This window comes from Clostridium sp. Marseille-QA1073 (genome assembly GCF_054863625.1).
The window spans coordinates 22480-43989 of sequence record NZ_JBSVQM010000003.1 but is presented as its reverse complement, the minus strand read 5'-3'; the positions used below and the strand labels follow the sequence as shown (position 1 = coordinate 43989).

At 28.1% G+C, this 21510-nt stretch carries 29 protein-coding genes; 25 read left to right on the top strand and 4 right to left on the bottom strand.

All coding sequences use genetic code 11. The features are described 5' to 3' along the window. Nucleotides 1-34: 34 nt before the first annotated feature. The 3 genes from ACY1IQ_RS03400 to ACY1IQ_RS03390 all read left to right on the top strand — a co-directional run bounded on the left by ACY1IQ_RS03400 (nt 35) and on the right by ACY1IQ_RS03390 (nt 1915). Complete coding sequence (locus tag ACY1IQ_RS03400; protein ID WP_461612643.1) at nt 35-733, top strand: transglutaminase-like domain-containing protein; 699 nt, start codon at nt 35-37, stop codon at nt 731-733. 334 nt (nt 734-1067) lie between these two features. After that, nucleotides 1068-1406, top strand: coding sequence for an arsenate reductase family protein (locus ACY1IQ_RS03395; RefSeq protein WP_461612642.1), 339 nt, complete (start codon nt 1068-1070; stop codon nt 1404-1406). Between the two features lie 41 nt (nt 1407-1447). Then, nucleotides 1448-1915, top strand: a complete 468-nt coding sequence (locus ACY1IQ_RS03390) for a YdeI/OmpD-associated family protein (protein ID WP_461612641.1) — start codon at nt 1448-1450, stop codon at nt 1913-1915. 58 nt (nt 1916-1973) lie between these two features. On the opposite strand, the gene ACY1IQ_RS03385 is transcribed toward ACY1IQ_RS03390, so the two are convergent. Further along, nucleotides 1974-2588 carry an MORN repeat-containing protein gene (locus tag ACY1IQ_RS03385; protein WP_461612640.1) on the bottom strand — a complete coding sequence of 205 codons (615 nt, stop codon included), beginning with the start codon at nt 2586-2588 and terminating at the stop codon, nt 1974-1976. Nucleotides 2589-2799: 211 nt separating this feature from the next. Between ACY1IQ_RS03385 and ACY1IQ_RS03380 the strand changes: the two genes are divergently transcribed. Then, the gene (locus tag ACY1IQ_RS03380; protein WP_461612639.1) at nt 2800-3441 is read left to right on the top strand and encodes an undecaprenyl diphosphate synthase family protein; all 642 of its coding nucleotides are present in this window, start codon (nt 2800-2802) and stop codon (nt 3439-3441) included. A gap of 232 nt (nt 3442-3673) precedes the next feature. After that, complete coding sequence (locus ACY1IQ_RS03375) at nt 3674-4375, top strand: metallophosphoesterase family protein (RefSeq protein ID WP_461612638.1); 702 nt, start codon at nt 3674-3676, stop codon at nt 4373-4375. Nucleotides 4376-4606: 231 nt separating this feature from the next. Here ACY1IQ_RS03375 and ACY1IQ_RS03370 read toward each other — a convergent pair whose 3' ends face one another. Further along, complete coding sequence (locus ACY1IQ_RS03370) at nt 4607-5242, bottom strand: CatA-like O-acetyltransferase (RefSeq protein ID WP_461612637.1); 636 nt, start codon at nt 5240-5242, stop codon at nt 4607-4609. A gap of 269 nt (nt 5243-5511) precedes the next feature. Between ACY1IQ_RS03370 and uppP the strand changes: the two genes are divergently transcribed. The 3 genes from uppP to ACY1IQ_RS03355 all read left to right on the top strand — a co-directional run bounded on the left by uppP (nt 5512) and on the right by ACY1IQ_RS03355 (nt 7547). After that, nucleotides 5512-6339, top strand: coding sequence for an undecaprenyl-diphosphatase UppP (uppP, locus tag ACY1IQ_RS03365; RefSeq protein WP_461612636.1), 828 nt, complete (start codon nt 5512-5514; stop codon nt 6337-6339). Nucleotides 6340-6514: 175 nt separating this feature from the next. Continuing rightward, nucleotides 6515-6898 carry a YbaN family protein gene (locus ACY1IQ_RS03360; RefSeq protein ID WP_461612635.1) on the top strand — a complete coding sequence of 128 codons (384 nt, stop codon included), beginning with the start codon at nt 6515-6517 and terminating at the stop codon, nt 6896-6898. A 241-nt stretch (nt 6899-7139) separates the two neighbouring features. After that, a complete protein-coding gene (locus tag ACY1IQ_RS03355) occupies nt 7140-7547 on the top strand; it encodes a hypothetical protein (RefSeq protein WP_461612634.1) in 408 nt (135 codons plus the stop codon). A gap of 148 nt (nt 7548-7695) precedes the next feature. On the opposite strand, the gene ACY1IQ_RS03350 is transcribed toward ACY1IQ_RS03355, so the two are convergent. Together ACY1IQ_RS03350 and ACY1IQ_RS03345 are read right to left on the bottom strand one after the other, a co-directional pair. Continuing rightward, complete coding sequence (locus tag ACY1IQ_RS03350) at nt 7696-8142, bottom strand: ImmA/IrrE family metallo-endopeptidase (RefSeq protein WP_291559423.1); 447 nt, start codon at nt 8140-8142, stop codon at nt 7696-7698. Between the two features lie 162 nt (nt 8143-8304). Continuing rightward, nucleotides 8305-8712, bottom strand: a complete 408-nt coding sequence (locus ACY1IQ_RS03345) for a helix-turn-helix domain-containing protein (protein ID WP_461612843.1) — start codon at nt 8710-8712, stop codon at nt 8305-8307. Nucleotides 8713-8969: 257 nt separating this feature from the next. Here ACY1IQ_RS03345 and ACY1IQ_RS03340 point away from each other — a divergent pair, with 257 nt between their 5' ends. The 17 genes from ACY1IQ_RS03340 (at nt 8970) to ACY1IQ_RS03260 (ending at nt 21420) form a co-directional block, all read left to right on the top strand. Next, entirely contained in the window at nt 8970-9518 is a 549-nt protein-coding gene (locus ACY1IQ_RS03340) for a sigma factor-like helix-turn-helix DNA-binding protein (protein WP_461612633.1), read from the top strand. A gap of 1132 nt (nt 9519-10650) precedes the next feature. Further along, a complete protein-coding gene (tnpA, locus tag ACY1IQ_RS03335; protein WP_461612632.1) occupies nt 10651-11121 on the top strand; it encodes an IS200/IS605 family transposase in 471 nt (156 codons plus the stop codon). Nucleotides 11122-11251: 130 nt separating this feature from the next. After that, complete coding sequence (locus ACY1IQ_RS03330; protein WP_461612631.1) at nt 11252-11764, top strand: phage tail terminator family protein; 513 nt, start codon at nt 11252-11254, stop codon at nt 11762-11764. 2 nt (nt 11765-11766) lie between these two features. Further along, nucleotides 11767-12834 carry a phage tail sheath subtilisin-like domain-containing protein gene (locus tag ACY1IQ_RS03325; RefSeq protein WP_461612630.1) on the top strand — a complete coding sequence of 356 codons (1068 nt, stop codon included), beginning with the start codon at nt 11767-11769 and terminating at the stop codon, nt 12832-12834. 12 nt (nt 12835-12846) lie between these two features. Continuing rightward, the gene (locus tag ACY1IQ_RS03320) at nt 12847-13269 is read left to right on the top strand and encodes a phage tail tube protein (RefSeq protein ID WP_461612629.1); all 423 of its coding nucleotides are present in this window, start codon (nt 12847-12849) and stop codon (nt 13267-13269) included. Between the two features lie 12 nt (nt 13270-13281). Continuing rightward, nucleotides 13282-13689: a phage tail assembly chaperone gene (locus ACY1IQ_RS03315; protein WP_039637069.1), complete on the top strand. Its 408-nt coding sequence runs from the start codon at nt 13282-13284 to the stop codon at nt 13687-13689. Nucleotides 13690-13700: 11 nt separating this feature from the next. Continuing rightward, a complete protein-coding gene (locus ACY1IQ_RS03310; RefSeq protein WP_454054574.1) occupies nt 13701-13871 on the top strand; it encodes a hypothetical protein in 171 nt (56 codons plus the stop codon). Between the two features lie 190 nt (nt 13872-14061). Further along, nucleotides 14062-16053: a hypothetical protein gene (locus ACY1IQ_RS03305; RefSeq protein WP_461612628.1), complete on the top strand. Its 1992-nt coding sequence runs from the start codon at nt 14062-14064 to the stop codon at nt 16051-16053. Nucleotides 16054-16063: 10 nt separating this feature from the next. Beyond that, nucleotides 16064-16711, top strand: coding sequence for a LysM peptidoglycan-binding domain-containing protein (locus tag ACY1IQ_RS03300; RefSeq protein WP_461612627.1), 648 nt, complete (start codon nt 16064-16066; stop codon nt 16709-16711). After that, entirely contained in the window at nt 16708-17685 is a 978-nt protein-coding gene (locus ACY1IQ_RS03295; protein ID WP_461612626.1) for an XkdQ/YqbQ family protein, read from the top strand. Before ACY1IQ_RS03300 ends, ACY1IQ_RS03295 begins: the two co-directional genes overlap by 4 nt. 1 nt (nt 17686) lies before the next feature. Beyond that, the gene (locus tag ACY1IQ_RS03290) at nt 17687-18034 is read left to right on the top strand and encodes a DUF2577 domain-containing protein (protein ID WP_461612625.1); all 348 of its coding nucleotides are present in this window, start codon (nt 17687-17689) and stop codon (nt 18032-18034) included. After that, entirely contained in the window at nt 18031-18471 is a 441-nt protein-coding gene (locus ACY1IQ_RS03285; protein WP_461612624.1) for a DUF2634 domain-containing protein, read from the top strand. The genes ACY1IQ_RS03290 and ACY1IQ_RS03285 overlap by 4 nt, the downstream gene beginning before the upstream one ends. Then, nucleotides 18464-19528 (top strand): baseplate J/gp47 family protein, encoded by a 1065-nt coding sequence (locus tag ACY1IQ_RS03280; protein WP_461612623.1) that lies wholly within the window; start codon nt 18464-18466, stop codon nt 19526-19528. Before ACY1IQ_RS03285 ends, ACY1IQ_RS03280 begins: the two co-directional genes overlap by 8 nt. After that, entirely contained in the window at nt 19518-20063 is a 546-nt protein-coding gene (locus ACY1IQ_RS03275) for a YmfQ family protein (RefSeq protein ID WP_461612622.1), read from the top strand. The genes ACY1IQ_RS03280 and ACY1IQ_RS03275 overlap by 11 nt, the downstream gene beginning before the upstream one ends. Before the next feature lie 11 nt (nt 20064-20074). Further along, a complete protein-coding gene (locus tag ACY1IQ_RS03270; RefSeq protein WP_461612621.1) occupies nt 20075-20830 on the top strand; it encodes a hypothetical protein in 756 nt (251 codons plus the stop codon). A gap of 17 nt (nt 20831-20847) precedes the next feature. Further along, on the top strand, nt 20848-21204 hold the full coding sequence (locus ACY1IQ_RS03265; protein WP_461612620.1) for a hypothetical protein: 357 nt from the start codon (nt 20848-20850) through the stop codon (nt 21202-21204). Then, entirely contained in the window at nt 21205-21420 is a 216-nt protein-coding gene (locus tag ACY1IQ_RS03260; RefSeq protein WP_461612619.1) for a hypothetical protein, read from the top strand. It abuts the gene before it with no gap. Nucleotides 21421-21510: the final 90 nt, after the last annotated feature.

Sequence of the window (21510 nt, the reverse complement as noted above, 5' to 3'; positions counted from 1 at the left end):
TTATAATTTAAGAAAGAGCAAAAGGGGGATGAATATGAATAGATATCTTAAAGAAACAAGATTATTAAACTATAATTCAGTAGAAATTCAAGATTTAATTGGAAACAGGGGCTGGAGAAGTTTAAATGAAAAAGAAAAAATAAAATCAATATATAACTTTGTGAAAGATGAAATAAAATTTGGATATAACAAAAAAGATGGAATGACTGCAAGTGAAGTGCTAAAAGATGGTTATGGTCAATGCAATACAAAAAGTATTCTTTTGATGGCACTATTACGTGCAGTAGATATTCCTTGTAGAATACATGGATTTTTAATTGATAAAAGAATGCAAAAGGGAGCATTAACTGGAATAATGTATATGTTAGCTCCTAAAAAAATTGTACACGCGTGGACCGAGGTTTATTTTAATGAAAATTGGTTAGCATTAGAGGGTGTAATAATAGATAAGGTATATTTAAATAATGTAAAAAATAATCTCTGTGAATATAATGGTGGATATATGGGATATGGTATTTCAGTAGAAAATAAAGATAAAATAAATTTGTGTTGGAATGGAAATAGCACATATATACAAAGTTTTTCTATTACAGATGATTTAGGAATATTTGATAATCCAGATGAATTATTTAGAAAGTATAATAATGCTAGTAATAAATTTAAAGAAGTCATCATGGAAAAATTATTTAGGAAAACTAATAAAAGATTAGATGATATAAGAAAAAATAAATAATGAATGTATAAACAGATTAAAGCAAGACTTTACTTGAATAAGGTAGGTTTTGCTTTTTATTTTAATTATATTTTCTAAGATTTCTTAGTAAGAAAAAGTAATAAATTAGTAAAAATGAAATAGAATATTGATTCTTAGATAAATAAGATATAGGTACAGTATTTGTTTATTTTTATTTAAATGATATATTATAATTATTACTTTTAAAATTTCATAAGAAGAATAATAGTTTATATAAATAAATTATTATATTGATTTATATTAAAATACAAATTAGTATATGTTTTTATAAATTAAATAGCTAGAAATGCAAAGTTTTAGAGGAGGAAAATAAATGAATATACAAATTTTTGGTATAAATAAATGTTTTGATACAAAAAAGGCAGAAAGATATTTTAAAGAAAGAAAAATAAAATATCAGTTTATAGATTTAAATATAAAAGGATTAAGTAAAGGTGAACTACAAAATGTTAAAGCAGCAGTAGGATTGAGAGAGCTTATAAATGAAAAAAGCAAAGAGTATACCAAATTGAATCTCCAAAATATAAGAACTGATAGTGTAAAGGAAGAATTATTATTAAATAATCCTAAATTATATAAGACACCAATAGTACGAAATGGTAAGATGGCTACAGTAGGATATAAACCAGAAATATGGAAGGATTGGGAATAAAAAATACAGTACAAATATAATAAAATTAAGGAGCTTTAGTAATGAAGTATACATTCAATGCAGAGATACAAAAAGCAGATAGGGGAGCATTTGTGCTATTTCCTTATGATTTATTGGAATGTTTCGGATCTAAAAAACAGGTTAAGATAAAATGTGAATTTGATGAAGAACCTTATAGAGGATCACTTGTAAATATGGGAAGTGGTCCATGTATAGGGATTTTAAAAAGCATACAAGAAAAAATAAATAAGGGGCCAGGAGATACTGTTAAAGTAGTTTTATGGAAGGATGAAGAAGAAAGAATTATTGAGATACCAGAAGATTTACAATTAGAATTAGATAAATCATCAACTGCTAAGAACTTATTTGATAGTTTATCTTATTCAAATAAAAAACTTTATGTAGAGTGGATTAGTACTGCAAAGCGAAGTACAACTAGAGAAGAGAGAATATCTAAAACTATAAAATACTTAGAACAAGGAATTAAAAATTTTAAAAAAGGTAAATAAGAAGATAAAAGCTCCCTTATATAAACTTTATAAGGGAGCTTTTTATAACAAACTGTTTTTATAATTTTTTATCGTTTATAAATTCACCAATAAAAACTTCGCCATTAGAAGATATGTGCATACCTTTTCCATTTTTCATATTATTCTTCCATTCACCAATATATTTATCACCATTGTTTAAAGTTTCAATTCCATATCCATGACAATTATCTTCAAACCAATCTCCAGCATAAGTATCTCCATTAGACCAACTATAAATACCATGACCTGTTTTTAAGTCATTTACCCAATTTCCAACATAACTTTCACCATCTGGCCAAGTATATATGCCATAGCCATGTTTTTCATCATCTTTCCAACTGCCAATATATTTTTCACCATTTGCCCAAGTTAAAGTACCTTCACCATGCATAGTATTTTCTTTCCAATAGCCTACATATTTAGTTCCATTTGTATAAGTATAGGTACCATAGCCATGGATTTTCCCATCTTTCCTTTCTCCTTCATAAACTCCAGTATGAACATGTTCTTCAACTTTTTTATTATTAGTTAATTTTAATTTAGTATCAGTTAATTTTTTTATATTTATATTTTTCATAATAATTTTAATCCTTTCAATCATCATTTTAATAATTAAAGATGAGATTTTCTCTTTAGAATCTTGTATAGTCATAAAAAATATTTAAAGAGAATAATTATCAATTTCAATTTTATATAAATAGTATATCAAAAAATATAGAGCATTAAAAGAATTTAATTATAAACTTAAGATTTAAAATGTTGTTGTGTATATAAGATTAATCTTTGAAAAGTTTGGTAATAATAAGATGTATAAATAGATTAGCAGTACTTAATAATAATTATATGGATTTGAGGTGTATATTATGAGAATACCAAACCATATTGGAATTATTCCAGATGGTAATAGAAGATGGGCAGTAGACAAAGGAATGACTAAAGAACGAGGATATGCGCTAGGTCTAGATCCTGGATTAATGCTTTTTAAATTATGTAAAGATGCTGGAGTTAAGGAGATAACATACTATGGATTTACTACTGACAACACAAAAAGGCCAGTAAATCAAAGAGAAGCCTTTACAGAAGCTTGTATTAATGCTGTTGAGATGCTTTCAAAAGAAGATGCCTCATTGTTAGTTGTTGGCAATACTGATTCTCCTATGTTTCCTAAAGAATTACTTCCTTATACCAAGAGACAAACCTTTGGTAAAGGAGGAATAAAAGTTAACTTTCTAGTTAACTACGGTTGGGACTGGGATTTGAAAAATTTGAAAATGGGTGATAATTCTAGAAAAAAAATTATGAATTCCATCAAATCCTATGATGTATCCAGGGTTGATTTAATAATACGTTGGGGAGGAAGACGTAGATTAAGCGGTTTTCTACCAGTTCAATCTATTTATTCAGATTTTTACGTTATAGAAGACTACTGGCCAGATTTTAAAGAAGAGCATTTTTCAGAAGCTTTAAGCTGGTATAATACACAGGATATAACTCTTGGCGGTTAACAATTAAAGATAACAAATAAAAATAAAATATTTATTTTTTAAACTTCACTGTAAAGGCAGTGAAGTTTTTTAAATTTTAAGGTATTAAAAGATTTGAGGAGTAAAGTAACTTTACAAGTAATTCAGTAAAATACTTATAAAATTTCAGTATTAGTTTAGGGAGATAAATTTAATTGTTACTGATATAATTATTTAATAAAAACAAAATAGTATACAAATAGGGGGTTAGGTTATGAAGTACGTTGTAAGTGATATCCATGGAAGACTGGATAGATTTAAGAAACTATTGGAGCTAATTAACTTTTCAGAGGAAGATATTTTATATGTATTAGGAGATCTGGTAGATAGAGGTCCAGAGCCTATAGAGGTTATTAAGTTTATTAAAGAAAAGAAAAATATAATTTCTATAATGGGTAATCATGATGAAATGATGTTAAAATCTTTAAGAGATAATGATGAAAAGGAAATAATTCGTTGGAGAAAAAATGGTTGTGAAACAACTTTAAATGGATTTAATAAGTTATGTGGAGATGAGAAAAAAGAAATATTATCTTATTTGGATTCCTTAGAGTATTTTAAGATAATAGATGATAAATATATTCTTATTCATGCAGGATTTGAAACAAATAGACTGATAGCGGATATGCTTAGTATGTCTTTAAAGGAGGGATTACTAAATCAGAAGGATAGGCTAGTATGGGTTAGAGGAGATTTTTATAAGAATAAAGGATTAGATGGATACACAGTTATTTTTGGCCATAACCCTAGAGAATCTATTGATAAGAATTTTGATATAGTTTCAGAAATTCCTTATAAGATATGGTTTGATGAGAAATATAAAGATAAGATATGCATAGACACAGGAAACTGCTATGAAGGTGGAAGAATGGCATGTTTAAGATTAGATGACATGATGGAATTTTATATAGAATAAAATAAAAGTATTAAATTATTTCCTAGGACATTTATTATAAAAGTTATAGTTTTAATTAGAAGAATAAGAATAGTAATTATTTTGCTGTATATATTAAATATTACAATTCACAATTTAAAATAATGCACAATTCAAGATTCACAATTAAGGGAGAAATTAGTTTTGATCAAAATAATTTTCTCCTTAATTGTGAATTGTTGATTGAGAATTTAATTAACTTATAGACTAGATTTATAAAATTTTATCAGGATTATTTAATAAGTCTTGAATTAAGTTAAAATATTTACCTATATGATCACCATCTAATAAAGCATGATGAGCTTGAATTGAAAGAGGAATTTTTATTTTTCCATTCTCTTCAAAGAATTTACCCCAAGCTATTCTTGGAATGCTATCAACTGGATTCATGTGAACTGGATGGACTACACTTGTAAATGAAATCCAAGGAACACTAGTTATATATAATAAATCATCACGTCCAGGTTCATCTTCTAGATTTATCATATTTTTTGCTACTTCTATTTTTCTTTTTGCATTTAATATAAATTCATTATAATTGTCAACATATTCAACGGTGCAAAAGCTAAATACTTCTTTCTTAGTCATTATAGTAAAGGCTGGATTTACAGCATCATGTTCTATAACTCTATCGTCTCTTATTCTATAACGAAATTCTTTTATATAGTTTGCTGTTTTAACAGAAAAAAATAAAAAAGATGGGAAAAATGGATTTTCATTTTCTTTAATAAATTTATAAAATTGTGTAATATCAATATTTCCACAAATATTAAAGTGAGGATAATCAAGTGCTTTAAAATGATTATAATGACTTTTTCTTGTCCAATTTTCCATGTCTATATATTTCATAATACATCACCTACTACAAAAATTATGAATTAAATTAATATTATAATTTTAACAATAAAAACAATAAAATACAATTATGGACTGTATTATATAACAATTATAATACATAGCCTAAAAGGATTTACATTAATCCAAAAAGAAAATATTCAGTAAAATTATGATAATTTAAATAAAAGATTACATTTTAATTAAAAAACTTACCAAAATATTTTTAAAATGATATAATTAATGGAGTTTTTATTAAAAGTAAAGATTAACGAGGTGAAAAAATGTCGATTATAAAAGCTATAATTATGGGTATAATACAAGGTGCTACAGAATTCTTACCAGTAAGTTCATCTGGTCATCTTGTTATATTTGGAAAGTTATTAGGTATAAATGAACCTAATAACACTTTTGAAGTATTACTTCATTTAGGTACATTAGTGGCTATTTTTATTGTATATCACAAAGATGTAAAAGAGATGATTATTGAATTTTTTGGAATGATAAGAGACTTATTTAAGGGTGAATTTAATTTGGACAACCCTTATAGAAAACTTGTTGCACTAATTATAGTTGCAAGTATTCCAACAGCTATTTTAGGATTTGCATTTCAAGATACCTTTGAATCACTATTTAGTTCAGTTCTACCAGTTGGTATAGCATTGCTTATAACAGGAACATTACTATATGCTTCTGATAAGATTAGAGAGGGAAAGAAAGATGAGAAGAGAACAAACTTTAGAAATGCAACAGTTATTGGAATAGTTCAAGGATTAGCAATAACTCCAGGAATATCTCGTTCAGGTTCAACAATAGTTACAGGATTATTTTTAGGATTAAAAAGAGAAATGGCTGTTCGTTTTTCATTTTTAATGTCTATACCAGCAGTATTAGGAGCATTACTTTTAAAAAGTAAAGATATTATAGAAGCTGGTGCTGCAACGGAGGGACTATTCCTTCAATATGGTATTGGAACAGTGGTTTCAGCTGTTGTAGGTATTCTCTCAATTAAATTACTTGAAAAAGTAGTTTTAAATAAAAAATTCCACTATTTTGCTTATTACTGTTGGGCTGTAGGAGCAATAGCTATTGGTGCATTTATATTAGGATAATAGAAATTAAAGGTACTTATTTTTATAAGTGCCTTTTTATAATTTTGTAATTAATTAGTCCTTTAGTTTATATTTATATAAAAAATGTAATTTGAATCACATAAAAATATAGAAAAATATGATATTATAATGATAATCAATTTCAATATTTTTAATGATTTAGGGAGAAGAGTTTATGATCAATGTTAATATAGTAAAAAAATATGTATTAATTGGATTAGGTTTTTTATCTTTAGGACTTGGGATAGTAGGAATTGTCCTTCCTATATTGCCTACAACTCCATTTTTACTTTTATCTTCTTATTGTTTTGCAAAGGGGTCTAATAAATTTCATACTTGGTTTATATCAACTAAAATATATAAAAATCATTTAGAGGATTTTGTAAAAACAAGAGCTATGACATTAAAAAATAAACTATCAATTTTATGTACAGCTTTTACAATGTTAATAATTGCATTTGCATTAAATAATAATCCATATGTTAGAAGTCTTATAATAGTCCTTTGCATTATTATGGCTTATTATTTTAAATTTAAAATAAGAACCATACGGGATTAAAGTTAAGTATTTCTTAATCATAAAATGCATTTTGAATAATAAAATAATATGAGAATGTTTTTAAGAAGAATATCAATAAGATAGAAATATTAAAAATACTAATTAGTATAGTATTAAGAATATAAATTTGCAATTAATCACGTATTTTATTCTTAAAAGAGATGAAAATAGCTATAATTATTAAAATATCTATAGTCTGTTAGTGTACGTTTAAGGACTATTTAAAGATAAAGGTGATTATATGGAAAAAGAAGATAAGAATAAACATGACAATAATGATAAAAAAAATGATAAGAATATTATAGTGTATATAATAGGTACTGAGATAGAGACTAGTATAAATAATGTGACATTATTTATTCAATATGGAATAACTGAAAGGCTTTTTATTATAATTTTATTATATTGGATAGAAAAGTACAAAAATAATTACAATATTAATGAGTTAAATCAGCAGACAACAATTCAAAGCAAAAAAACTTCAGTATATTTCGTAAGTGTCTCATATCTTCCTACTATATCCTCCGAAAGTTACATATTAGCATTACCAATAACAGAAGAGGAATTTATAATTTTTTTAGGATTGGCTTTTGCGTTCAATCAAATTGTAGAAGAACCAGAAGAAGTAGTAGTGCCAGAAATAAGGTAGTAAAAATTATATTATTAAATATATAAGTCATAGAAACATATATTATATACGAGAGATGAAATAGTTTATTACATATATCAAAATCATCTTAATTGAAAAATTTAAAGTTGCTTATAATAAAAAATCGTGACAAAGTCACGATTTTTTATTATAGTTTATCAGATAATTGTTTACAACAATCTAGTGGAAGGTTTAAGCTACTAGCAATTTGCTCAATAGTGAAACCATTATGTTCAATATGATCGGGATTAATATTTAATAGTTTAAAGGCAAAGTAGTTTGCTTGACGCTCTAATTTTCCTATATTAATAAGGTTGTTATTATAGGCAGCTGTAGTAATATGAACATGAATAATTGCATGAGCAAGTTCATGGGCTAAAATAAACTTTTCATAATTGATATTCAAATCATTTCTTATAAAAACTACTTCCTTATTAAAATGATTCCGATTATATAATGCATCATTGCCTTTTAATAATATGTTATTTTTATCTAGTTTTATTATTGTTATTTCTAAATTATCATAAATCTCATAAATATCATTTGTGTCGTATAGATCAACTATTCCTAGCACATATTCATCAAGCCAAGACACAGTATCCCCTCCAATTCCCTAATAAAGCATCTTAAAAATAACTATTTAGTATGTCATATATTTATTATATACCTATCTGTTGAATATTAATTTTTCTATGAACAAAAATATCATAAGAAAGTTTGAGTAGTTATTTTATCTAAGATGCCTCAAAATATAACATTATTTTTTATATTTGTAGCTTATAAGTTGCAATTGCCTGAGTAATTCATTGGCGAAATCCATTATTTCAGTATCACTCATTTTGTTTATATCAAAGCCACCAAAGCCCATGATTGTTGGTTGTTCTAATATAAATTTTATAGCTTCTTCTGGTGTAGAGAATCCCAATGAAGAATTATGTACTTTATTATTAATACTATTTTTATCATTATCTGATTTGAAGAATTCGTCAACAGATACGTCGAGAGCATCTGCAATCTTTTGAAGAGTTTTTGCAGTTGGGTTTCTATCATCTTTATTAAGAATGTCACTTATAGTAGACTGTGCAACACCAGATAACTTCCAGAGTTTATATGCAGATATATTCTTTTCTTCCATGATCTTAATTAATCTTTCTTTATTAAACACCGAACTCACTCCTAAAATATACTTCGATATATATAAGTATACAATATATTAAAATATGGATATATGTCAAGAAAATAGAAGAAAAATAAATATATTTTGGAAAAATGCTTCAATAAAAAGATACATACTTATTGATTACTTCCATAAAAAGATATATATTATATATTAAGAACAATACTTCTATAAAAAGATATATAGGAAATCAATTAATAAAAACTAGAAATATAAGAAATAAATAACTAAGGGGTTGTGGTGATATGATGGATATATTAGATATGGAAAAGTTAATAAAAGAAAGTGTGCAAATTACTGTAAGAGAAGCATTAGTAGTTTTAGAAAAGGAAAAAGAAAAAAGCGCTAAATTAAAAAGGGATAGAAGATTAAGAAATACTGCTTTATTACTTAGAAATTATATTAATTTAAAAGAACATTTTAATAATGCAATATATACTAATTCACAAATTGAAGATGAAGATCCAATAGAAATATTAATGGAGTGTGATAGTTTTGAAGAAGATTTATATATAAACTCCATTAAAAGAACACATACTAGAACAAAAATAATAGTAAATCACATAGAAACTATATTGGGCTTTTATAAGTATAGGGCACTTAAGAGCAAAGATGAGAGTGCTGAAAGAAGATATGAAGTAATAGAACTCTTATACATGGAAGGTAAAACCTATGAAGAAGTGGCAGAAGAACTAGGATACAGTGAAAAGACTATATCTAGAGATAGAAAAAGAGCAATTGAAGAATTAAGTGTACTATTATTTGGAATAGATGGGTTGAAACTAGAAATTTAGGCAATGGAGAATTGATAATTGACGATGGAGAATTATAGATAAAATTAATTTTGACAAATTAATTTCTTTAAATAGAATTTAGCTAGCAATAACATTGCTAGCTTTTTACCTCAGGGGAACAGTAGTGAAGACCTTTAGGGTTCCCCTGAGATATAGTATAATTCTGAGCAAACATTGACAAATGTAACCATAAAATGGGAGATAACCATTACTAAAAGTTTAAAAGACTTTAATAAAAGTAACGATGTCACTTAAGAAATAAATTTAAAACTTCTCCTTAAAGAACAAGTATACAAAATTGTGAATTGTGCATTGTGAATTTTGAATTAAATAAACTTGTCTAAATCATGTCCTTGTAAGTACCATATAGAAATAGTAAAATGATATTGTGATAAATTATATTAAAGGCGCTTAGAGAAATCTGAGTGCCTTTTTCAATTTACAACAAGTTATAAGGGAGCTTAAAAATAAATCAGTTATAAATTTCTCAGTTTACTGAGAAATATCCATAATTGTGCATTGTGAATTTTGAATTAAATAAGATTGTCTAAATCGTGTCCTTGTAAGTACAGTATAGAAATAGTAAAATGATATTGTGATAAATTATCTTAAGGCACTTGGAGGAATCTAAGTGCCTTTTTCATTAAGAAACAGTCATACAATGGATAATTGAAAATGGATGATTAACAATTATAGTTTAAAATAATTTTAGCAAATTAGTTTCTTTAAATAGATATTTATATAGAAGTGACTGTGTTACTTAAAGAAAATTTAAAACTTCTCCAGTAAAGGAGAAGTATCCAAAATTGTCAATTGTCAATTCTCCATACTCAATTGATGAATTTGTCTAAATCATGTCCTTGTAAGTACAGTATAGAAATAGTAAAATGATAGTGTGATAAGTTATATTAAGGCGCTTAGAGAAATCTAAGTGCCTTTTTATATATAAGGTATATGCCTAAAAAGCTGGTTATTTTATAAATAGCCAGCTTTTATTGTATAAAAGAATACCACAGGTTATACCTGTGGTTCTAAAAAGCTTTTAGCTATGAGTATAAAAAAAGATCCTCCTTTAGTAAAATAAGTATTAGGTTTGCCGACCAATACTTGAAATACAAAGGAGGAGTTCATAATGAACAATAACAGTTTAGCACATAGCAAATGGAATTGTAAATATCACATAGTGTTTGCACCTAAGTATAGAAGACAAATAATATATGGAAAGATAAAAGTTGATATTGGAGTAATATTGAGAAAGTTATGTGAACATAAGGGTGTAGAAATAATAGAAGCAAATGCATGCAAGGACCATATACACATGTTAGTTAGTGTTCCACCTAAATTAAGCATAGCTCAGTTTATGGGATACTTAAAAGGAAAAAGTTCTCTTATGATTTTTGATAGACATGCTAATCTAAAATATAAATATGGAAATAGACAATTTTGGTGCAAGGGATATTATGTTGATACAGTTGGGCGTAATAAAAAAGTAATTGAAGAATATATAAAAAATCAAATACAAGAAGATATAGCATATGAGCAATTGAGTTTAAAAGAATATATTGACCCGTTTACGGGTGAGCCAGTAAAGAAGAGCAGATAAAATAAACCCCTTTAGGGGTAGTTAGTAAAAATTTGCGGTTGGCAAACCGTTCGGCGTGCGAGCAGTACAGCCAGTAATATGCCCTTATAGGGCTAAAGCAAACCACCCGTTTTACGGGTGGTCCTGATTTTTGAAAGGAGGTGATAGCTATGAAGTTATATATGTTACAAGTAAGTGGCTGCACTTGAATGAAAATGAGAAAGTTTATCTTGGAAGGAGATTAAATATGATTAATCTTTATAATGTAAGAATGGCAATCACTGAAGCCTTAGAGAAGGAGAATTTTCAAGTTGTAGAAAATAAAGATGGCTTTGAGAGTTTAGCTTTTTTTATAGAATTAGTAAATTCAACTTGTAAAAAAAAGAGAAAATCATTACAGGAAGTATCTGCAACCTTTAACATAAGATATTTTTCTAAAGAAGACTCACATAGTGAATTTGTTCAAATAGTAGATAGGCTTAATTCATTATTTGACACTACTATTAAGGTTAAAGAGAGTTATGTGATGGTTAATAAGCTTACTTTAGAAGTAAAGGATGATATACCTAGTTTTAAAGTTGATATAAGCTATGAGCAAATTATTGCAGAGGAAAATATAAAAGATCAAAAAATAAATGAAGTTCATTTTAGAGGAGGAATATAGTTATGGGATTACCACAAATTAATATTGCATTTAAAAGCACTGCTTCAACAGTGATAAAAAGAGGAACTAGAGGAATCGTTGCATTAATATTAAAGGATAAAGTTTCGAAAATACAAGTTGAAAGATTAAACGGAGTAGATGAAATACCAAAAACTATTAATGAAAATAATAAAAAGCAAATAGAACTAGCTTTTATGGGAAGTGTCAATTCAGCTAAAAAGGTTATAGCACTTATAATTCCTGAGGAAAGTGAGAGCTATACAGAAGCATTAACATTATTAGAAACAACAAAATTTGATTATTTAGTTGTTCCATTTATAACTAATGAAGATGCTGTTAAAATTGCAACTTGGATAAAAGATATGAGAAGTAATAAAGATGTAAAAGTGAAAGCAGTTTTACCACATTGTGCTGCAGACAATGAAGGGGTTATTAACTTTGCTACAGACAATATTAAAGTAGGAAACAATCTATATACAGCTTCTGAATATTGTTCAAGAATAGCAGGTATGTTAGCAGGATGTCCACTTAATATAAGTGCTACTTATCAGCCACTACCAGAAGTGGAAGATGTTCCACACTTATCTAAAGAAAGCTTTGATGAAGGAATTGATAGCGGTAAATTATTACTTCTACATGATGGAGAAAAAGTAAAAATAGCAAGAGCAGTAAACAGTTTAGTAACTACAAATGCAGATAAAGGTGAAGATTTTAAGAAGATAAAATTAGTTGACATGATGGATTTAATAGTTAGTGATATAAAGAAAACTGCTGAGGATAATTTTATCGGAAAATACGCTAATAACTATGATAATAAGATTTTATTAATGTCATCAATTCAAAGTTATCTAGAAGCATTAGAAATCGATAACTTACTAGACTTAGGAAAAAATAAGGTTTCTATAGATATAGAAACTCAAAAAAATTATCTTAAGACTATAGGTATCGATGTTGATAATATGAATGAACAAGAAATTAAGGAAGCAAATACTAAGGATAAAGTATTCCTAAAAGGATTAATTAAAATAACTGATGCTATGGAAGATATAAATTTAAATTTCGTTATATAGGGGGAAGTATATATGTTAGAAACAAAGAGAGTTATTAATGGATCATTTGGAGAAATGTGGCTTGAAGGAGATTATGTATCAGAAGCTTTTGGACTTCAGGCAAAAATAGAGATAAAGAAAGAAGTAGTAAAACGCTGCGGATATGGTGGAGAAGATACAAAAGTTGTAGGTTGGGCAGGAAAAGGTACAGTTAAACTTAACAAAATCAGCAGTCGTATGGGAAAACTTATAGGTGAAGCTATTAAAGAAGGAAGAGATATTAAATTTACTATTATATCTAAATTAGCCGATCCAGATGCTTTTGGATCAGAGCGTATAGCTATAAAAAATGTGTCTTTTGACGATTTGACATTAATTGACTGGGAATCAGAAAAACCAGGTGAATTAGAGTGTCCATTTACTTTTTCAGACTATGAATATTTAGACCAAATATAAGGGGGAAATTAAGTGAGTACAATAGATTTATTATTAAAAGTAGATACCAATAAACTTTTTAGACCAGAAAAACAAGTAGAAATAAAAAGATTATCAGAGCTTGCAGGGGAGAAAGTAGTATTTACATGCCAAGCTTTAAATGCCAGTGAAATTGAGGAAGCAACTAACAATGCTCTTACCATAAAATCTGATGGCGAAGTAGACATAAAAAATAACGATATGCAATTATTTGTTCTTTTATCAGGAGTAAAAGAGCCCAATTTAAAATCTAAAGAACTTAGAGAATATTATGGATGCTTAACTCCAAAGGATTTGATAAATAAATTATTATTGCCTGGTGAAGTATCTCATTTGTATAATACTATAAATGACCTTAGTGGCTTTGGTAAAGGGCAGGTAGAAGAAATAAAAAACTCATAAACTCTGACCATATGGTAGGCATGATGTATTATTACTGGAAGACAAAAGGTATATGGCCAGATGAGTTTTATAATAAACCTTTAGGTACTAGAGTTCTTTTAGCAGCTTTTTATGAAAAGGAACTAGAGGAAAAAATGGAAATATTAAAAAATGAAAATATTATGGCTGTGAAAATTGTATAGGAATTTTTCACAGCTTTTTATTTAAACATTAGATATATGAGATAATTATAATATTAAAATTGAGAATTAAAATTTAGAAGAATATTTATAATTTTATTATTAAAAATCACCTTTAGAAACAAGAGTAGCTTGTATTAGTTCTAAAGGTGATTTTTATATTTCCCTTATTTTAATAGAAGGTGGTGATAATTTGACAGAATCAAATAGAATTAATATAGTGTTACAAGATAACTATACTGCACCATTAAAAGAAGCCATTAAGTCTACTGCTAAATTTGAAAAGCAAATATCAAAATTAAGAAGAGAGTTAAATAAATTAGAAAGAAAAAAAATATCTATTTCTATTTCACTTAGAGATAAAGATATTCTTAATGCTAAAAATAGAATTATAGAAGCTATGAGTAATTTAGAGATTAAGGCTAAAATTAAACCTGAATTTCCAAATGATTTAAAGACAGAATTACAAAATCAGCTAAATCAGATACAAAACCTTACCATAAATGTTACGCCGGTACTAGCATCACAAAATCAATCAGGAGGTTCTATAAATCCTACTACTTCTCCTCAAAATGTATTAGGAAATAACAATAATATTGCATCACCTGCTCCGAAACCTAAAAATATAGTGTTTAAAGCAGTAGATAAAACTAAAGCCGTTTTAGGGTCAATAAAAAATAATATTATTGGTATCAAAAAATTTGCTAAAGATATTGTATTAGGTGATGATGCTAAAGCTGCTTTTAACGCTACTATAGGATCAGCTATGCAGGGAGAACAAGAAAAAGTAGCTATGAAACATTTTATAGGGATTAAAAATAAGGACAAAAGTAAAGAAGAAGTTTCATCTATTACAGATAATTATATGGAAGCTTTAAAATCTGAAGCTGGAAAAAGTCCCTTTGATCCAAATGATATTATAACCTCAGGACGTAAAGCATTAAGCGTGATGAATGGAGATACTGATAAATCAGTTGGGCTTGTTAAATTAGCACAGGATATGGCAGCGGTTAATCCAGGAAAATCTGTAGATGACGCTATGAATGCATTGGCTTCAATGAGAACAGGAGATTTTACAGCAGCAAAAGATTTCGGCTTTGAGTATTCAATGAACGAGTACAAGGCATTATTAGATAAGGGGTCAAAAGAAGATTTAACACAGGATGAAATGACAAAAGCTTTTGATATGCTTCTTAAAGATAAAGCGACGATACAATTTGCTGGAGGAACAGAAGAATTTAGTAAAACTGTTACTGGACAATGGGGTATTATAACAGGGAGCCTTCAAACCATGGGAACTAACTTTGGAATAGCTTTTTTACCTTTGATAAATGAAATATTAGGACCTTTAGGACAATTATTAGGAAATAATACAGGAGCCTTCGTACAGTTCGGACAAAGTGCTGCAACTGTTGTTCAAAGCATTGCAAACAGTATAGGGATGTTTTTAACTCCTGCTATTGAATGGATTAAAACTAATCTTCCGATGATCCAAACTATAGTTGGTAATGTATTTAATGGAATAGCTACACTTTTACAACCTATTATGACCATATTTGGAAGTGTTTTTGAGATAATTGGAGCAGCAATACAAAATTTTGGTCCAATAGTAACAGAAATTGCAGCTACTATTATGGGAAAATTAGGTGAAGTTTTGGAATGGTTAGGGCCGAAAATAGATTGGCTTAAGGAATTGTTTATTAGTTCTATGCCAATGATATCCGATGCAGTACAAATTGCTTGGGATGTAATAAATCCAGCTTTAGATCTAGGTATAACTGTATTTGAAGGTATTGCAGATGCTGTTATGTGGGCTATGCCTATAGTTCAAGATATTCTAGAAAAAGTGTGGGTTGTTATTGAACCTATAGCAAGAGGAATAGGAAATGTTTTAGGACACGTTTTTGATTTGGTTAAAAAAGTAATTGGATTTTTTGGCATAAGTGCTTCAGATGAAAAAAGACCAAAAGGTCATGCTACGGGACTCCCAAGAGTACCTTATAATAATTACCCTGCATTACTTCATGAAGGAGAAGTGGTTCTAACTAAAAAGGAAGTTAATCAAGTTCAAAACAGAGGCAGTAATAATTTTAATATGTCATTTAATATAAGTGGATCTTCAGATCCAAACTTAGTAGCGAAACAAATAGTTAATGAAATAAAACAAGCAGCGTTTAATATTTAGAGGTGATATTATGGAATTTTGGATAATTCAAGACAATGATAAATTAATGTTCCCAGTAATTCCTCCATCCTTTGAAGTAGGCTCTGGTACTTTAAATAAAACTGTAAATGTAGAACAATTAGGTGAAGTGACTTTTTTAGCAAAGTCTCCTCCTAAAACTCTAAAAGTATCTAGTTTTTTTCCAAGTCAAGAATATAGCTTTGCTTCATATAAAGACTCATTGGAGCCTTACGAGGCAATAGAGCTTATTAATAATTTTAAAGAAAATATGAAACCAGTAAGGTTTATAATAACTGAAACCCCTATTAATAGTTTATTTTCCATAGAAAACTTTAGCTATTTAGAGCAAGATGGAACAAGAGATGTTTATTTTACATTAGATTTAAAAGAGTACAATCCAATAAAAGTTCCATCAAAGATAGTAGGAAAACACGGTTATAGCCATAATAAGGTCAATATGAAAGGCGCTAATAATATTGCATCTACTGTAAGACCAGTAGATGTAAAGCCTAAAACCTATACAACTAAAGTAGGGGATACATTTCCACTAATATCAAAAAAATTTACTGGAAATAGTGATAATTGGAGAGAGCTAGCAGAAAAAAATGGCTTTAAAGGCAACTTTAGTTTAAAACCAGGAACGGTGATAAAATTATGATAAAAGTTTATGCACTATATGATAGATGGGTTGTCACAGAAATAACACCAATGATTAAATCTCTATCTTTGACTGGAAGTATAAGCCAATGTGCTAGAAAACTTACAGGGACTATAATTTATCCTATATTTGATAGAAATCATGATAGAACTCAAATAAGACCTAATACTGTAGTTTGGGTAGTAGATGATAGAGGTGTAGAAATTTTTAGAGGAATTGTTTTTGATAGACAGTTAAATAGCAGTGAAGAACTTACCTTTAACGCTTATGATTTTTTAATATACTTTACAAAGTCTAAAGGGTCCTATAATTTTAATCAAATAACGCCTGAAGATATAACAAGAAAAATATGTAGTGAAGCAGAGGTAAAGGTAGGGAATATAGCTAAAACTGGAGTTAAAATTAGTGATATTCCTCAAAACACTTCTTTTTATGACATTATAATGAGAGCTTACACCAAAGCTAGAGATAAAACTAACAAATGTTATATACCAATGATGAATAAGGACCAATTTAATTTAATTGAAAAGGGTAAGCTTATTGATGGATTAGTTCTTGAACCTAATAAAAACATTATAAGTTGTAATTATGGTGACTCAATGGAAAATATGATTAATAGAGTAAAAATCTTTGATGAAAATAACAACTTTTTAACTAAGGTAGAAAATCAAAAGAATATAACTATGTACGGAGTTCTACAAGAAAGCGTTACAAAAGATGATGATGGATATATGGATAAGACAAAACAAATGTTAAAAGATATAGAAAGTAATGTAAATATAGAGGCATTAGGAGATATTAGATGTATTACTGGCTATGCAGTAAAAGCTAAGATATGGTATGTAAGTGCTTTAGTTGATTGTATATTATATATTGATTCTGATACTCATACCTTTGACTTAGCATCAAATCAGCACACTATGAGTCTTACAGTAAGTCTACAAAATAAAATGGATTTAAAGGAGGGAAACTAAATTGAGTGAGTGTTATGGAGAATTTATAAAACTAATTAGAGATCAAGGCAAATATTTTAATCCTCCTTCAGTAGAATTAGGTGAGATTATTTCTACAAGTCCTCTTTCCATTAAAACAAGTGATATTACCCTTAGCAAAGAAAATTTATATATAAGTGAACATCTACTTAAAGATAATATAGAAGTAAGTTTTAATGGAGAAGTTAAAGTTGAAGGTTCAGCTAAAAATATAACCATAGATAAGAAAAAAGTTGACTTTGATAAAACTTTAAGATCTGGAGATGGTGTAGCACTTATAAAGATTAGTAGTTCTAAATTTTTAGTATTATGTAAGGTGGTGAAACTGTGAGCATTTTTCCAACATTCACCGATGAAGATATAAAGGTTATAGAAGATGTTGAAAATGAATTAAATGCTAATGAGGAGATTCCTCGTGAGTATGCTTGGGATTTTCAAAAAAATGAATTTATCTTAAAGGATGGTAAATTTATAGTAGTGGAAGGGCTAGAAGCTCTTAACATTTGGATAAGAAAGGCATTAATTACAGAGAGATATAGATATTTAGCATACACTACTGATTATGGTAGTGAAATAGAAAGCCTAGTAGGAAAAAATTATTCTAAAGAACTTACTAAGTCGGAAATAAAAAGATTTTTAAAAGAAGCTTTAGAAATTAATCCACATATCAAAGGTATAAGTGATATTGATGTTCTAAGCTACAAGGATAAAATAACAGTGAATTTTAAAGTAGAAACAGATTTAGGGGAGGTTAAGGTAAGTGTATAGTGAAAATGAAAAATTAATACTTGATAGAATGATGAAAAAAGTGCCTTCAGATATAGATAAGTCTGAAGGTTCATTTATTTATGATGCCCTTTCTCCTATTTCCTTAGAACTTATGCAAAGCAAATTACAGCTTGATGAAATACTGAACAAGGTGTTTGCAATAAAAGCTGCAGAAAACGGGTATAGTGAAGAGTTAGAATTAAAGGCTAAAGAATTTGGGATTTATAGAAAAGCTGGAATAAAGGCTAAAGTAAAACTGACCATTGAAGGAAGTAAAGATACTTTAATACCTAAAGAAAGCATTTTTCAAACAGAAGGTGGACTTAGGTTTGTAGCTATAGAGGAGAGTATTATAAAAAATGATAAGGCATTTGTGGAAGCTACAGCAGAAGAAGTTGGAAATAAGTATAATGTGCCAGCTAAAATTATAAATACTATTCCTATTTCAATTCCAGGAGTAAGTGCTGTTATAAATGAGGAAGAGGCAGCTGGTGGTATAGATATTGAAAGTGATGAAGAACTTTTAAAGAGACTGCTGCTTAAGGTTAGACTTCCAGCTACCAGTGGAAATATTCATCATTATAAATTATGGGCACTTGAAGTAAATGGAGTAGGAAATGTAGTGATAATACCGCTTCATAAGGGGCCAGGAACAGTTAAGGTAGTAGTTATGGATAACAACAATAAAAAACCAAATGAAGATTTAATAAATTCTGTAAAAGAATATATTGAAGCTCAAAGACCTATAGGAGCAGAAGTGGATGTAGTTGGAGTGGAGGAAATACCTATAAATATAAAGGTAAAACTACAATTGGCTAGCTATGCAAACCTAGAGGAAGTAAAAATTCAAATAGAAAATGCTGTAACTAAGTATTTAAACACCTTAGCTTTCAAAGATCCGCTTATTAGATATACAAGAATAGCAAATTTACTATTAGATATTCCTCCTATCATTGATTATAGTGAATTAACCATCAATGATGGAACTTCCAATATAGAAATTGCCACAGGGGCAGTTGGAGTTTTGGGAAAGGTGGAGATAGAAAGTGAAGCTTAAAAAATATCTTCCCTCCTTTATAGGAAATTCTAAAATATTTTCTAAAATTTATGAAATTGAGCAAAGTGAAATTGATGATTATAATAATTTAATTGAAGATTTAGTAAATCAATGCTTTGTTGAAAAAGCCACTTGGGGACTTAGTTTATGGGAAGATTTTTTAGATATAAAAGCTAACCTTTCCTCACCAGAAGACTTTAGGAGAAGCGCCATAAAAGCAAAATTAAGAGGTCAAGGTGTAGTTACTGTAGAGCTTATAAAGAATGTAAGCGAAAGCTTTTCCAATGGAGAAGTTGAAATTACTGAAAATATAGAACCCTACACCTTTGAAATAAAATTTGTGGGTACAAGAGGTATACCGCCTAACTTAGAAGGACTTAAAAGTGCAATAGAAGATATCAAACCAGCTCACTTATCTATAAAATATAAATTTACTTATATGACCTGGGATGAATTTGAATCCTACAATAGAACCTGGGATCAATGGGAAGAAATAAACTTAACCTGGGATGAATTTGAAAAATATAGAGAATAGAGGTGAAGGTAATGTCTAGTGAAAATAAAACTCCCAATCTGGAGTTAAACCAATGGAATGGTAATGAATATCCAAAAAGAACAGACTTTATTGAAGATAATAAAAAAATAGATGAAGCCTATAAAGAACTAAAAGACAGTATAAAAGATGGTGGAAAAGTATCCAGTGTAAATAGCAAAATTGGAGATGTTATCTTAAAAGCTGAGGATATTAAAACAGTAGCTGGTATAACCGTTGAGAACAAGTTAAATGAACTTTTTCAATTTGCCGATAATGGTAAGAAAAACATAGCTACTGTTATCGGCTCCCCATTAAGTAGTAGTGATACTTTTGATAGCATGAAAAGTAAAATACAGACTATGAAAAGCGCTTTTGCTAGTAATTTAACGGCAAAAGGGCAAAGTAGCAGTGGGAGTGATACTTTAAATAATTTAATAAATAAAATACCTAATATTAATATAGGAAAGAAATGGGCTAGTGGAAGAATTGAGAAGAATCAAACAATTAATTTAACATTTTCTCCTAAATATATAGTGTTAGCATATTATATGAATGAGACAGAGTATAATTATTATTCTATTGAATCATATCTTTATGGTTTTTTCCCATTTTGTATAAAAAGTAGCGGGAAAGTAAATATAGGTTCTGGTGGAGAAAGTTCTGTGATGGGGTCAAATGATTTAACAGTATCGGGAAATAGTTTCTCAATTAAAATTAATACTGGGTCATGGCACAATCCAATATATTCATATTTAGCATTAGAGTAAGAAAGGGGAGTAAGAAAGTGAAATTGGGTAAAAGAATAATTTATGATAAAAATACAGGTTTAATTTTAAACGGTTATTTAGAAGAAAGGTTTGATAGTGGATTAACAGAAGAAATGCTAAAACGAGTAAGGCCATTAGAGATAGACTATATAGACCTTCCTTATAGTTATAATGATGATAATTTTAAAGATGCTATAAATTACTATATAGATACAGCAAAAGATAAAAATAAAACAGAATTAAAAGATTTAATAGTTATTACAGAATATATTCAAAAGGAAGAAACAGAAGAAGAAAGGTTTAGAAGAGAAAAAGAGGAATTAGAAAACCAACTATTGTTATTACAAGATGAAAAGACAAGAGGGCTATTATAGATGGTAAATGAAAGTGTAGCAAAAATAATAGGAGAAAGAATATTAAATAAAGGTAAAAATCCTAAAACCAAAGCAATATATAAGCTAGATGATATAACTGATATTGAATATAAAAGTGCAGTTAAAAAGTATATATCAGCTAATAAAGGAGATAAAAAAACTAGCATAAAATCAGTATATAACAGCTTAATAAAACATTTTAAAAAAGCAAAATGATAGGTCATTTATAAAGACTTTATTATTTTGTTTTTTTATTTAGAGCAAATAGTAGATATTTTTTTAAATATAAGGAATAGAGGTGAAGAT

Bases quoted from the DNA above. Each gene is read 5' to 3' on its own strand.
- ACY1IQ_RS03400 (WP_461612643.1), top strand. From the start codon at position 35: ATGAATAGATATCTTAAAGAAACAAGATTATTAAACTATAATTCAGTA.
- ACY1IQ_RS03395 (WP_461612642.1), top strand. From the start codon at position 1,068: ATGAATATACAAATTTTTGGTATAAATAAATGTTTTGATACAAAAAAG.
- ACY1IQ_RS03390 (WP_461612641.1), top strand. From the start codon at position 1,448: ATGAAGTATACATTCAATGCAGAGATACAAAAAGCAGATAGGGGAGCA.
- ACY1IQ_RS03385 (WP_461612640.1), bottom strand. From the start codon at position 2,588: ATGACTATACAAGATTCTAAAGAGAAAATCTCATCTTTAATTATTAAA.
- ACY1IQ_RS03380 (WP_461612639.1), top strand. From the start codon at position 2,800: ATGAGAATACCAAACCATATTGGAATTATTCCAGATGGTAATAGAAGA.
- ACY1IQ_RS03375 (WP_461612638.1), top strand. From the start codon at position 3,674: ATGAAGTACGTTGTAAGTGATATCCATGGAAGACTGGATAGATTTAAG.
- ACY1IQ_RS03370 (WP_461612637.1), bottom strand. From the start codon at position 5,242: ATGAAATATATAGACATGGAAAATTGGACAAGAAAAAGTCATTATAAT.
- uppP (WP_461612636.1), top strand. From the start codon at position 5,512: ATGTCGATTATAAAAGCTATAATTATGGGTATAATACAAGGTGCTACA.
- ACY1IQ_RS03360 (WP_461612635.1), top strand. From the start codon at position 6,515: ATGATCAATGTTAATATAGTAAAAAAATATGTATTAATTGGATTAGGT.
- ACY1IQ_RS03355 (WP_461612634.1), top strand. From the start codon at position 7,140: ATGGAAAAAGAAGATAAGAATAAACATGACAATAATGATAAAAAAAAT.
- ACY1IQ_RS03340 (WP_461612633.1), top strand. From the start codon at position 8,970: ATGATGGATATATTAGATATGGAAAAGTTAATAAAAGAAAGTGTGCAA.
- tnpA (WP_461612632.1), top strand. From the start codon at position 10,651: ATGAACAATAACAGTTTAGCACATAGCAAATGGAATTGTAAATATCAC.
- ACY1IQ_RS03325 (WP_461612630.1), top strand. From the start codon at position 11,767: ATGGGATTACCACAAATTAATATTGCATTTAAAAGCACTGCTTCAACA.
- ACY1IQ_RS03320 (WP_461612629.1), top strand. From the start codon at position 12,847: ATGTTAGAAACAAAGAGAGTTATTAATGGATCATTTGGAGAAATGTGG.
- ACY1IQ_RS03310 (WP_454054574.1), top strand. From the start codon at position 13,701: ATGGTAGGCATGATGTATTATTACTGGAAGACAAAAGGTATATGGCCA.
- ACY1IQ_RS03300 (WP_461612627.1), top strand. From the start codon at position 16,064: ATGGAATTTTGGATAATTCAAGACAATGATAAATTAATGTTCCCAGTA.
- ACY1IQ_RS03295 (WP_461612626.1), top strand. From the start codon at position 16,708: ATGATAAAAGTTTATGCACTATATGATAGATGGGTTGTCACAGAAATA.
- ACY1IQ_RS03270 (WP_461612621.1), top strand. From the start codon at position 20,075: ATGTCTAGTGAAAATAAAACTCCCAATCTGGAGTTAAACCAATGGAAT.
- ACY1IQ_RS03260 (WP_461612619.1), top strand. From the start codon at position 21,205: ATGGTAAATGAAAGTGTAGCAAAAATAATAGGAGAAAGAATATTAAAT.